Raw genomic sequence first — 11,744 nt, forward strand, 5'->3', positions numbered from 1 at the left:
AATGCGCCAGGACAAGGAGAGGTGGAGGTCCTGGGATGGCCAAGCGGACACCTTCGGCCCTGAAGCGGCAGCGTCAGACCCTGAAGCGCACCCTGCGGAACCGGGCCTGGAAATCTCGGATGAAGACCCTCATCAAGAAGGCACGGGAGCTGGGGACTCCCGAGGCGCTGCAGCAGGCGATCCGGGTCATCGACAAGGCCGCGGCGAAGGGGATCATCCACCGGAACACCGCGGCCCGACGGAAGTCCCGGCTCATGCGGGCGGTCCAGAAGGCACTTCGGGCCGCGGCGGCCTCATGAAGCCGCAAGGCCGCGCATGTGGCGCGTCAACCGCACCACCAGCCGCTCCAGCACCACCCGGGGCGGAAGGCCCGTGCTCTTCACCTCCCGGTCCGCCTCCACCAGTTCCCGGTAAGCCGCCCTCAGGTCGAACCCCCGCATCCGGCGGAGCTGGTCCAGGTACCGCCGGTACAGCCAGGCGCGGTTGCCCAGGGCCACCCGCACCTGCTCCGGCCGGGCATCGGATCCCAGCGCCTCCGTGGCGAGCAGGGCCCGAAAGTGCCCCGCGAGGAGCGCCACGAGGGCGAGGGGGTTCTCCCGCGCCACCAGCGCCTGCAGGGACCGGAGGGCACGGGAAGCGTCTCCCAGGGCCACCGCGTCCACCAGTTCAAAGACGGAGACCTCCCCTCCCCCCACGGCCAGCTCCCGTACGTCTTCCACCCCGATCTCCGTACGATCCCCCACGTACGCGCTCAACTTCTCCAGTTCCATGATCAGGGTCCGGAGGCCCGTCCCCGCCACGGCCACCAGGGCGTGGGCTGCCTCCCGGGAGAGGCGTTTTCCGAGATGGCGCGCCCGGCGCTGGAGCAGGGGCACCAGGGCGTCTCGCTCCAGCCGATCGAAGACTCGCACCTCCGCCACCTTCTGGAGCACCGCGGTGAGGCGACGCCGACGATCCAGGGCGCGCGCGGTAAGCACGAGCACGCAGGGCGGCGCCCCCGACTCCAGGTAGGCGGCCAGGCGTTCCTGGGCGGCCGCGGAGAGACGATCCACGTTTCGCACCACCACCACGCGGCAGCCTCCGAAGAAGGGAAGGGTGTCTGCCCGGGCGAGGATCTCCTCGACGGGGGTCTCCTGCGCGTCCAGCCGGTCCAGGTTGAGGGCCCGGGCTTCCGGCGGGAGGGAGCCGCGGACGATCTCCTCCACCGCCTCCTCCACCAGCCAATCCTCCTCCCCCAGCAGGACCGTCACCCGGTGCGCCGCGGATCCGCTCATGCGCCCTCCTCAGGCCGCCCCGGGATCCGTCGCCCCGCCCTCCGGTCCCGGGCGGTCCGCAGCCGCACCGCGATCTCGATGTCGCTCCCCTCCACGCTTCCCGGAGGCAGAACCGTCCGTGGGAGGAAGGCGGCGTTTCCGTCCTCCAAAAAGACCACCGCCACCTCTTCCTCGATGCGATCCACCACCCCGCGCCGCCTCACCTCGACCTCGTGGTTTCCACCCATAGGCGCCTCCCGTCGGTGATCACCGTCACCGCTCCGTCCTCGTCGGTCCGGTACACCCGGACCCCGAGTCCCGCGTAACGCCGCAGGACCTGCGGGTGCGGATGTCCGAAGGGGTTACGGGCTCCCACGGAGAGCACCGCGAAGCGGGGAGCGACTTCCCGCAGGAACTCCTCCGTGCTGCTGGTCCGGCTGCCCTGGTGCGGGACCTTGAGCACGTCCGCCCGCAGGTCCTCGCCGGAGCGCACGAGCGCCGCCTCCGCGTTCCCCTCCACGTCCCCCGGGAGCAGCACGCTCCGCTCCCCGTACCGCAACCGGATCACCACGGAGTTCTCGTTGGCCGGCGAGCGGCCTCCGATGAACCGGTCCTCCGGCCACAGCACCCGCACCACCACATCCTCCGAGATCCGCACCGTCATGCCCCGCCGGGCCCGGCGGTACGAAATGCCACGCTTTCGGACCGCGCGCAGGAACGCCTGGTAGGGCGGGGCCGGGTGCGGGTAGCCCGCGTCCACCACCGCCGATACGGCGAAGTTCTCCAACAGCGGGAGGAGTCCTGCCACGTGATCCGCGTGGGGATGGCTGAGGACCACCACCTCCACCCGCCGCACTCCTTCCCGCTCCAGGAACCGCACGAGGGGTCGCCCGTCAGGGCCCCCGTCCACCACCAGGGTCCTTCCCCATGGATCGCGCACCACGATGCTGTCCCCGCTCCCCACGTCCAGGAACACCACGCGCAGCCGGGGATCGGGTCGGAGATCCTGGAAGGCCTGCAGGGCCATGCAGCCCGCCAGCCCCACCGCACAGCCCGCCGCCACGGTCTCCATACGCGGGAGAGTCCGAAAGGCCCGGGCCGCGATGAGGAGGGCGAGCCCAAGGGCTACAGCCCATCCGGATGACGCGGGGAAGGCGATGGTGGCTCCGGGGAGCTGCGACGCCGCACGCGCCACGGAGACCACGAACGCCACGAGGGGCTCCATAAACGCCGCCGTAAGCCACCCCATGGGAGGCCAAACCGCGCCCAGGATGCCCGCCGCCAGCCCCGCGGGCACCAGCACGCCGACCGCGGGCAGGGCCACGAGGTTCGTCACGGGTGCGAGGAGGGGGATTCTCCCGAAGTGCCAGAGCAACAGGGGCAGCACCGCGAGCTGGGCGCCCACGGTGGCCCCCACCAGATTCCGCAGGGGGCGGGGAAGCGGGATCAACCGCTGCGCGAGGGGCGGTGCCAGGATCACCAGGCCCCAAGTGGCCGCCACGGAGAGCTGGAACCCCACATCCAGGATCAGGGCGGGGTTCGCGGCCAAAAGCACCAGGACCGCCCACCCCAGCCCCGTGAGGGCGTCCGGATCCCGCCGCAGCAGCTGTGCGGCCACCGCCACCGCGCTCATCCCCGCGGCCCGGGCCATGGAAGGCTCCCACCCCGCCACGAGGGCGAACCCCAGCACACCCGCGAGGACGGCCGAGGCCCGAAACCACCGCGGCGTTCTTCGCAGCAGGAAGTGCAGCACCCCGCCCACGACGGCCAGCTGGGCTCCGGACGCCACGAGCACGTGGGAGAGGCCCGCTTCCCGGAAGGCCCGGAGGAGCCCCTCGTCCTCCACCTCCGTCCCCAGGACGAGGCTGGAGAGCACGGACCCGTAGGGTTCCGGCAGCGCCTGGCGGTAAATCTCCCGCAGCCTCGTCCGGGTCAAAGAAGCCCAGCGCAGCAGCCGGAACCCCGCCCCGGGCCTGAGAACCTCTACCCGATCCGCGGCCAGCCGCGCCCGCACCCGGAGCCGGGCGGCCCAGGCTTCCGGCTCCGGTTCCCCCGGGTTCCGTGGACCCCGGAGAGAATCCACCTCCCCCACCACCCGAACCCGATCCCCCACCTCCAGGGCGGGCAGCGATCGCGCACGCACCAGCAACCGGCCGCCCCGCACCTGCGGGTGACCCTTCGCGGCCTCCACCGCCAGTACGAACCGTCCCGGTCCCGGCCGCGCAGCCACAAGCCCCACAAGCCCCACGCGCCGTCCCACCAAGGATGCCGCGTCCCAAGGTCCCGGAGGCGCTCTTTGGAGGAGCGCGAGCCCCGCTCCGGCGCATCCCACCAGGAGCAGGACGGCGAGGGATCGGAGAAGGGGGCGGGAGAGGAAGAAGGGGATCCCCCCGAGGGCTACCCCCAGACCCGCCACGAGCACGCCCTCGAGCGGGGGCCCGAGCACGAACGCGGCCCCGATCCCCACGGCGAAGGCGAGGCTCACCCACACCAGCGGACGCCGCACGGTCCCCTCCACCCGAGGGATCTCCGTGGAATCAACGTGGGTCAGGGGATTTCCGGGTTACCGGCGGGCGGCGATCTCCTGCAGGGCGCGGGCGGTGAAGTCCTCCACGGACAGGGGGCCGAGATCCCCCGCGGACCGGTGACGCACGGCCACGGTGCCGGTCGCGGCCTCCCGATCCCCCACCACCAGCATGTAGGGCACCTTCTCCACCTGGGCGTCCCGGACCTTCTTCGTGACCTTCTCGTTGCGGCCGTCCACCTCCACCCGCAGCCCGCTCTTCCGGAGCCGGGCGGCCACCTCCTGGGCAAAGGGGAGGTGACGGTCCGCGATGGGCAGGACCCGGACCTGCTCCGGCGCGAGCCACAGGGGGAAGGCCCCCGCGTAGTGCTCGATGAGGATGCCCAGAAACCGCTCCAGGCTTCCCAGGATGGCCCGGTGGATCATCACGGGCCGGTGCGGTCGGTTGTCCTCCCCCGTGTACTCCAGCCCGAACCGTTCGGGAAGGGTGAAGTCCAGCTGGATGGTGGTGAGCTGCCACTTCCGGCCCAGGGCATCGAAGAAATACACGTCGATCTTGGGGCCGTAGAAGTTCGCCTCCCCCGGGGCCCGGGTGTAGGCCACGTTCCGGCGGATCAGGGCCTGTTCCAGGGCCGCCTCCGCGTGGTCCCACACCTCCGGGCGACCCGCGTATTTCTCCGGGGTTCGTGGATCCCGCACGGACAGCATCACCTCGTACCGCTCGAAGCCGAAGGCCTCGTGAACGGAGAAGGCGAGATCCAAAAGATCCGCGATCTCGGACTCGATCTGGTCAGGTCGGCAGAAGATGTGGGCGTCGTCCTGGGTGATCATGCGCACCCGCAGTAGCCCGTGGAGCACCCCGGACCGCTCGTACCGGTACACGGTGCCGAACTCCGCGAGCCGGAGGGGAAGATCGCGGTAGCTCCGGGTCTTCGACCGATAGATCATGATGTGGAAGGGGCAGTTCATGGGCTTGACGAGATACCTCTGGCCCTCCACCTCGATCCCGCTGAACATGTTCTCCCGGTACCAGCTGAGGTGTCCGCTCTGCTCCCACAGGGCCTCCCGGGCCACGTGCGGCGTGTAGACCCAACGGTAGCCCCTTGCGTCCAGCTGCGCGCGCAGGAACTCCTCGATGGTTCGGCGGATCACCGCCCCCCGTGGGTGCCACAGCACGAGCCCGGGCCCCACCTCCTCCTCGATGCTGAAGAGCTCCAGCTCTCTCCCCAGCCGCCGGTGGTCCCGCCGGCGGGCCTCCTCCAGCCGGTCCAGGAACGCCCGCAACTGCTCCTCCGCGGGGAAGGTGATCCCGTAGATGCGCACCAGCTGCTCCCGGCGCTCGTCTCCTCGCCAGTAGGCTCCGCTCGTGCCCAGCACCTTGATGGCCCGGATGAGGCCTGTGCGGGGGAGATGCGGCCCCCGGCACATGTCCAGGAATCCATCCTGCCGGTAGAAGGAGATCCGTTCGTCCGGAATCTCCTGCAGGAGCTCCAGCTTGTACTTCTCCCCGAGCTCCTGATACAGGCGGATGGCCTCCTCCCGGGGGAGTTCGACGCGCTCGATCCGCTGGTCCCGGGCCGCGAGCTCCCGCATCTTGGCCTCGATGCGTTCCAGGTCCTCCGGGGTGAGGGACCGTCCCACATCCACGTCGTAGTAGAACCCATCCTCGATGGGCGGCCCGATGGCGAGCTTCGCTCCCGGGAACAGCTCCTTCACCGCCTGTGCGAGGAGGTGCGCGGAGGAGTGCCAGTAGATCTGGCGGCCCTCCGGGTCCTCGAACCGCAGGAACCGCACCTCCGCGTCGCGCACGAGCGGGCTGTTGAGATCCCGCGGTTGCCCGTCCACCATGGCCGCCAGGATCCCCTCCTCTCCCCGGAAGCGCGCGAGCGCCTCGAGCGTGGTGCCGCGTGCCACCCGGAGCTCCGTCCCGTCCGGAAACCGCACCCGGATGCTCTCTCCCTCCATCCCGCGCCTCCCTCGCCCAGACGCCACCATACCCACCTGTCCCCTTCCTGTCAAAGGGAAAGCGGAACCGCAGGAAGAGGGACGGGTTGCGGCGAAGGAGACTTCTCCACACATCCCCTGGAGGGAAGGAGGCGGACCATGCAAGACGTGCTGGGGGTCACGGGCGCCAGCGGACGTCTGGGCCGGCGGGTGGTGGAGCTGCTGCTGGAGAGGGTGCCCGCGGGCCGCATCCGGGCCCTCACCCGGCACCCGGAAAGGCTGCAGGACCTGGCTCACCGCGGGGTGACCGTGCTCCCGGGCGATTTCAACCAGCCGGAGGCCCTGGCCCGGGCCCTGGAGGGCGTAGAGCGCCTGCTGATCATCAGCACGGACGACCTCCGGCCGGGCGCGCGCATCGCCCAGCACCGGAACGCGGTGCAGGCCGCGCGCCGGGCCGGGGTTCGGCACGTGGCATACACCTCCGCCCTCCACGCGGACCACAACCCGGTGTCCTTCATGCGGGATCACGCGGAGACAGAGGTGGCGATCCGGGAGAGCGGGCTACCGTTCACGTTCCTGCGCAACAACCTGTACGCGGAGAGCCTCCTCACCGTGGCTTCCCAGGCCGTGCAGACGGGCGTGCTCCGGTTGCCGGCCGGCGAGGGTCGGGTGAGCTTCGTGGCCCGGGAGGACTGCGCCCGGATCGCCGCGGCCGTACTGACACGGCCGGGACAGGAGGGAAGGATCTACGAGGTCACGGGACCGGATCGCTGTTCATACGGGGACGTGGCGGCGGTGCTGTCCGAGCTCAGCGGTCGCCCCGTTCGCTACGAGCCCGTCTCCCTGGAGGAGTACACCCGGAGCATGGAGGCGGCGGGGCTTGCGCCCGCCGCGGTGGAGGCCTTCGCCTCCCTGTACCGGGCCATCGCCCAGGGCTTCTTCGACCGCGTCTCGCCCGCGGTGGAGGAGGTCACCGGCCGCCCTCCCCTCTCCCTGCGGGAGGCGCTCTTCCCGTACCGGGCCCAGCTTCGCTCCGCGGGCCCTTGACCGGCGGTGGGGACGCCGCGAGCCCGCGGGGCGTTCGCGGGCAGGGCACGGAGGTTGATTTGGCCGGACAGGTTCCATATCATGGTTCCTGCTTCCGGGGCTTCACGGCCCGTAGAGCCCAAAAAGGGAGAGAGAGGAGGCGAGGGGGATGGCCACACGGCAGGCACCACGGAACCTGCAGGAGATCGTGGAGAGCGTACCCAACATCACGGACTACTTATACAACAACCAGACGGGGAAACGCGTCTACCCCGTGGTTCCTCCGGAGTTCACCACCTGGCAGGACGAACAGCGCGCTTGGCGGGAGACGGTCTGCCTGTACGACCTCTCCTACCACATGTCGGATCTCTACGTCTCTGGACCCGATGCGTTCAAGCTCCTCAACCATCTGGGGATCAACAGCTTCAAGAACTTCGAGCCGGGACAGGCCAAACAGTACATCGCGTGCACCGACCGCGGCTACCTCATCGGCGACGTCATCCTGTTCTATCTGGACCGGGAGAAGTTCCAGCTGGTGGGACGCCCCTCCGTGCACAACTGGGTGCAGTTCCACGCGGAAACCGGCGGGTACAACGTGACCCTGGAGCGGGACGAGTGGTCCGTCATCGACCCCAACCGTCCCCGGAAGGTCTACCGCTTCCAGCTCCAGGGGCCCAACGCCCCGGCCTTGCTGGAGAAGCTCACGGGCCAGCCCCTCCCGCCCATCAAGTTCTTCCACATGACCTGGCTCACCATCGCGGGGCACAAGGTCCGCTTCCTGCACCACGGGATGGCGGGGGTCGCCGGCGGGGAGCTGGTGGGCCCCTTCGAGGAGGGACCGGAGGTGAAGGCGGCCATCGTGGAGGCGGGAAAGGAGTTCGGTCTACGCCAGGTGGGCTCCCGGGCGTACCCGTCGAACGCCCTGGAGTCCGGTTGGATTCCGAATCCCCTGCCTGCCGTCTACACGGGGGAGTCCCTCCGGGCGTACCGGGAGTGGCTTCCCGTGAACAGCTACGAGGCCGCGGGATCCCTGGGCGGCAGCTTCTACTCCCCGAACATCGAGGACTATTACCTCACGCCCTGGGACCTGGGCTACGGCCACATCGTGAAGTTCGATCACGACTTCATCGGACGGGAAGCCTTGGAGGAAAAGGCCAAGGAGCCGCACCGCAAGAAGGTGACCCTGGTGTGGAACCCGGAGGACGTGACCCGCGCCTTCGAGACCCAATTCACCAAGCCTCTCGGTCAGCGGGCCAAGTCCATCGACCTCCCCGTGGCCCAGTACGCCACGTGGTTCTACGACAAGGTCCTGAACCGCCGGGGAGACGTGGTCGGGTTCGCCATGTGGCCCGGCTACACCTCGAACGAGACCGCCATGGTCTCCTTGGCCACCGTGGACGAGGCCTACAGCCAGCCCGGCACGGAGCTCATCCTGGTGTGGGGGGAGCCCAACGGCGGTTCCCGGAAGCCCAGCGTGGAGCCCCACGTGCAGATGGAGATCCGGGTCACCGTGGCGCCCGCTCCCTTCGCGGAATCCGCCCGCCAGTACCGGGCGGCGGTGGCGCGCCGGTAGGACGCGGCGCAAACCACGGGAGGGCCTCCGGGATCCCGGAGGCCCTCCCCTTTCCCGTGCGCATCCGTGGACTCCCTCTCCCTCCCCCTCCCGCAGCCCCTCCTGCCGGGTCGGTTCCTGCGGCGAGTGAACCGCTTCGCCGCGGAGGTGGAGGTGGAGGGGGACATCCGCCGTGTGCACCTTCCCAACTCCGGCCGCATGGAGGAGCTCCTGGTACCGGGCGCGGCGGTCCGCGTGCACCCCACAGGCTCCAGCAGAACCTGGGGGACACTGCTGCTGGTGCGCCACCGCCGCCGGTGGGTGGGGCTCGACAGCCATCTCCCCAACCGCCTGTGGGAGGAGGCGTGCCGCGCGGGGGGCCTCCCCCCTGTGGTGGGCGTGCGGACCTGGGAGCGGGAGGTGCGGCTGCAGGGGGAACGGGTGGACTTCCGGGTTCGCGCCGCGGACGGCATCTGGCTCGTGGAGACCAAGTCCTGCAACCGGGTGCTCCGCGGGGTGGCCCTCTTCCCGGACGCCCCCACCGCCCGAGGCGCCCGCCACATGAGGCTTCTAGAGCGCCTCGCGCGCCAGGGCACACGGGCCGCGGTGGTGTGGTTCGTGCAGCGGGACGATGCGATCCGCCTGCGGCTGGACCGCACCGCGGACCCCGATCTGGCCGAGGCGGGCGCGCGGGCGGCGCGGGCCGGGGTGGTCCTATGCGCCTACCGCTGCCACGTGGATCCCCGGACCGTTCGGGTGCGAGACCCCATTCCCGTGGAAGTGTTCGTTTAGCCGGGGGGGTTCGAGCGTCCTCCAGGCGTGCATACCTCCTCCAGGGCGGCCCGGAGGTGCGGGGGAAGGCTCTGTGCCCGACCCTGACGGTCGCAGCAGACGTGCCGGGTGAACCCCTCCGCCAGCAGGCGGCCGTCCCGCTCCACCCAGTACCGGAAAGTGGCTCCGCGGCTGGTGACCCGCTCCACGGCGCAGCTCACCTCCACCACCTGCCCGAACTCCGCCGCGGCCCGGTACGTGATCCCCAGCTCCACCACGGGGAGCCGCACCCCGGACCGTTCCAGCTCGTGATAGGGCATCCTCAGCCGCTTCAGGAACTCCACCCGGGCCGCCTCCATCCAAACCACGTACACCGCGTGGTGCACCACCCCCATCTGGTCTGTCTCCGCGTACCGCACCTCCAGGGGAAGGGTCGCCCGCACGGTCCTCCTCGCCGCGTTGGACTCTTCCGTCCATTGTACCGGAGGGGCTCGGCCGGCCTTGCGAGGCCCGGATACAATGGTTCCGTGGCGGGAGGACCCCTGCACATCACGCTCCTGTACTGGGAGGGTTGTCCCTCCCACGAGGAGGCCCTGGCCCGTCTGCGGCGGGTCCTCGAGGAGGAGGCCGTCCAGGCGGAGGTGGAGGTGGTGCGGGTGGAGACGGAGGAGGAGGCCCGCAGGTGGCGGTTCGTGGGCTCCCCCACCATCCTGGTGGAGGGGGAGGACATCCAGCCCTTGCCCGACGAGCCCTACCGGCTCACCTGCCGGGTCTACCGTTGGGAGGACGGCCGCCTCTCCCCCCTTCCGAGTCCCGAGACCATCCGCCGCGCGATCCGGCGGGCCCTGCAACACGCTTCCAGGAGGTGAATCCATGGCGAACCTGCGCATCGGTGACCGCATCCTCCCCTTCCGGCTCCCTGGAACCGACGGACGGGAGCACTCCGTGGAGGACTACGCGGATCGGCCCGTGCTCGTGGTGATCTTCAGCTGCAACCACTGCCCCTACGTACGGGCATGGGAGGACCGGATGATCGCCCTCCAGCGGGCGTACGCGGACCGCGGGGTACAGTTCCTCCTCATCAGCAGCAACGACCCCGAGCAGTACCCGGAAGACAGCTTCGAGCGCATGAGGGAGCGGGCCCTCCACAAGGGCTACCCCTTCCCCTACCTGTACGACGGGACCCAGGAGGTGGCCCGGGCCTACGGGGCGGAGCGCACCCCGGAGGTGTTCGTGTTCGACCGGGACCGGGTGCTGCGCTACCACGGGGCCATCGACGACAACTACGAGGACCCAAACGCGGTGCGGCACCACTACCTGCGGGACGCCCTGGAAGCGGTGCTGGCCGGTCAAGACGTACCCGTGCCGGAGACCCGCCCCGTGGGCTGCACCATCAAGTGGCGGCGGGAGCCCGCCCGGGCGTAGTCATCCGCACAGCGGGGGAGGAACCTCCTCGGGAGGCCACCACCGCCCGGGAATGCCCTCCCCACACTCCGGGCACCTCCCGTTCCGGAGGCGGTAGCCGCGTACCTGGAAACCCCACCGCTCGATGAGGAGGGCCCGGCAGCGGGGGCAGTAGGTGTTCTCGTAGGGGCCCACCCGTCCGGGCAGGTTCCCCGCGTACACGAACCGCAAGCCCTCCTCATATCCGATCTCCACGGCCCGGAGAAGCTGCCGGGCGGACGTGGGGCCTCGGTCTGTCAGGAGGTAGTCCGGGTGGAAGGCGGTCACGTGCCAAGGGATGTCGGGGCTCACGCCGCGAATATACCGGGCCGCGTCCCGCAGCTCCGCCTCGTCGTCGTTAAAGCCCGGCACCACCAGGGTCACCACCTCTACCCAGAACCCCCGCTCCCACGTCCACCGGATGGTGTCCAGCACCGTCTGGAGCCTGCCTCCCAGCACCCGGTAGTTCCTCTCCCGCATGCTCTTGAGGTCGATCTTGTACAGGTCCACGTAAGGGCGGAGGTAGTCCAGGACCTCGGGGGTGGCGTTTCCGTTGGAGACGTAGCTTCCCACCAGTCCGTGCGTCTTCCCTTCCCGGAACAGCGCGACCGCCCACTCGCTGGTGATGAGGGGCTCGTTGTAGGTGCTGGTCATTACCTTACAGCGGGCGCGCAGAGCGAGCCCCACGAACTCCTGCGGCGTGATGGGAGTGAAGTCCGCGAGCCGCGTGGCCACCGCGTCCCGCATCACCTGGCTCAGCTGCCAGTTCTGGCAGTAACTGCATTGCAGGTCACAGCCCAACATCCCGAAGCTGAGGGCCCGGGCTCCCGGATAGGCATGGAAGAAGGGCTTCTTCTCGATGGGATCCACATGCAACGCGCCCACATACCCCCAGGGCACGTAGAGCCGGCCACCCCGGTTGAACCGCACCCGGCAGATGCCGGGCAATCCCTCGAAGATCACGCAGCGGTGGCCGCAGGCAAAGCACTCCACCTTGCCGTCCTCCAGCGGCCGCCACAGCTCCCCTTCCCGGGTGAACTCCTCCAGCACCCGGGCGATGGGCATCCCGCGGGCCTCCCGGACCCCGAGCCGCCGGTGTGCCTCCGCGGCCATGCGCAACCCTCCCCCCTCACTCTAGCGCACTTCCCATCACTCGGGCGGTGAATCTGTTGCCCCGCAGTGCCGAGACAGGGCCCAGGTCGCGCCCTCCCACCAAGTCGGGCGGCGACCG

Annotated in this window: 12 protein-coding genes; 6 read left to right on the forward strand and 6 right to left on the reverse strand. The window is 70.0% G+C overall.

What is annotated here, in order from left to right; translation table 11 throughout:
* Window positions 1-35: 35 nt before the first annotated feature.
* On the forward strand, window positions 36-299 hold the full coding sequence (gene rpsT / locus QN206_07425) for a 30S ribosomal protein S20 (protein MDR7614642.1): 264 nt from the start codon (window positions 36-38) through the stop codon (window positions 297-299).
* Here the strand turns inward: rpsT and holA are convergent.
* From holA to thrS, 4 genes are read right to left on the reverse strand one after another with little or no spacing between them, the layout of a single operon-like run.
* Window positions 294-1,274 carry a DNA polymerase III subunit delta gene (gene holA / locus QN206_07430; protein ID MDR7614643.1) on the reverse strand — a complete coding sequence of 327 codons (981 nt, stop codon included), beginning with the start codon at window positions 1,272-1,274 and terminating at the stop codon, window positions 294-296. The genes rpsT and holA overlap by 6 nt on opposite strands.
* Entirely contained in the window at window positions 1,271-1,477 is a 207-nt protein-coding gene (locus QN206_07435) for a DUF3006 family protein (GenBank protein MDR7614644.1), read from the reverse strand. The genes holA and QN206_07435 overlap by 4 nt, the downstream gene beginning before the upstream one ends.
* A complete protein-coding gene (locus QN206_07440) occupies window positions 1,474-3,759 on the reverse strand; it encodes a DNA internalization-related competence protein ComEC/Rec2 (GenBank protein MDR7614645.1) in 2,286 nt (761 codons plus the stop codon). The genes QN206_07435 and QN206_07440 overlap by 4 nt, the downstream gene beginning before the upstream one ends.
* A 57-nt stretch (window positions 3,760-3,816) precedes the next feature.
* Window positions 3,817-5,742, reverse strand: coding sequence for a threonine--tRNA ligase (thrS, locus tag QN206_07445; GenBank protein ID MDR7614646.1), 1,926 nt, complete (start codon window positions 5,740-5,742; stop codon window positions 3,817-3,819).
* 138 nt (window positions 5,743-5,880) lie between these two features.
* Here thrS and QN206_07450 point away from each other — a divergent pair, with 138 nt between their 5' ends.
* The 3 genes from QN206_07450 (at window position 5,881) to sfsA (ending at window position 9,091) form a co-directional block, all read left to right on the forward strand.
* Window positions 5,881-6,768: an SDR family oxidoreductase gene (locus QN206_07450; protein MDR7614647.1), complete on the forward strand. Its 888-nt coding sequence runs from the start codon at window positions 5,881-5,883 to the stop codon at window positions 6,766-6,768.
* Window positions 6,769-6,916: 148 nt separating this feature from the next.
* Entirely contained in the window at window positions 6,917-8,320 is a 1,404-nt protein-coding gene (locus QN206_07455) for an aminomethyl transferase family protein (protein MDR7614648.1), read from the forward strand.
* 66 nt (window positions 8,321-8,386) lie between these two features.
* Window positions 8,387-9,091, forward strand: a complete 705-nt coding sequence (gene sfsA / locus QN206_07460) for a DNA/RNA nuclease SfsA (protein ID MDR7614649.1) — start codon at window positions 8,387-8,389, stop codon at window positions 9,089-9,091.
* On the opposite strand, the gene QN206_07465 is transcribed toward sfsA, so the two are convergent.
* Complete coding sequence (locus QN206_07465; GenBank protein MDR7614650.1) at window positions 9,088-9,513, reverse strand: thioesterase family protein; 426 nt, start codon at window positions 9,511-9,513, stop codon at window positions 9,088-9,090. The two genes, sfsA and QN206_07465, sit on opposite strands and share 4 nt — an antisense overlap.
* Window positions 9,514-9,597: 84 nt before the next feature.
* On the opposite strand from QN206_07465, the gene QN206_07470 reads away from it, so the two are divergent.
* Both QN206_07470 and QN206_07475 read left to right on the forward strand, forming a co-directional pair.
* Entirely contained in the window at window positions 9,598-9,939 is a 342-nt protein-coding gene (locus tag QN206_07470; GenBank protein MDR7614651.1) for a DUF2703 domain-containing protein, read from the forward strand.
* A gap of 4 nt (window positions 9,940-9,943) precedes the next feature.
* Window positions 9,944-10,495: a thioredoxin family protein gene (locus tag QN206_07475; protein ID MDR7614652.1), complete on the forward strand. Its 552-nt coding sequence runs from the start codon at window positions 9,944-9,946 to the stop codon at window positions 10,493-10,495.
* On the opposite strand, the gene amrS is transcribed toward QN206_07475, so the two are convergent.
* Window positions 10,496-11,626, reverse strand: coding sequence for an AmmeMemoRadiSam system radical SAM enzyme (amrS, locus tag QN206_07480; GenBank protein MDR7614653.1), 1,131 nt, complete (start codon window positions 11,624-11,626; stop codon window positions 10,496-10,498).
* Window positions 11,627-11,744: the final 118 nt, after the last annotated feature.

This window comes from Armatimonadota bacterium (genome assembly GCA_031460175.1).
GTDB lineage: Bacteria > Sysuimicrobiota > Sysuimicrobiia > Sysuimicrobiales > Sysuimicrobiaceae > Sysuimicrobium > Sysuimicrobium tengchongense.

Coding starts and splice junctions, on each gene's coding strand:
- rpsT (MDR7614642.1), top strand. CDS start 36: ATGGCCAAGCGGACACCTTCGGCCCTGAAGCGGCAGCGTCAGACCCTG.
- QN206_07455 (MDR7614648.1), top strand. CDS start 6,917: ATGGCCACACGGCAGGCACCACGGAACCTGCAGGAGATCGTGGAGAGC.
- amrS (MDR7614653.1), bottom strand. CDS start 11,626: ATGGCCGCGGAGGCACACCGGCGGCTCGGGGTCCGGGAGGCCCGCGGG.
- holA (MDR7614643.1), bottom strand. CDS start 1,274: ATGAGCGGATCCGCGGCGCACCGGGTGACGGTCCTGCTGGGGGAGGAG.
- thrS (MDR7614646.1), bottom strand. CDS start 5,742: ATGGAGGGAGAGAGCATCCGGGTGCGGTTTCCGGACGGGACGGAGCTC.
- QN206_07475 (MDR7614652.1), top strand. CDS start 9,944: ATGGCGAACCTGCGCATCGGTGACCGCATCCTCCCCTTCCGGCTCCCT.
- QN206_07450 (MDR7614647.1), top strand. CDS start 5,881: ATGCAAGACGTGCTGGGGGTCACGGGCGCCAGCGGACGTCTGGGCCGG.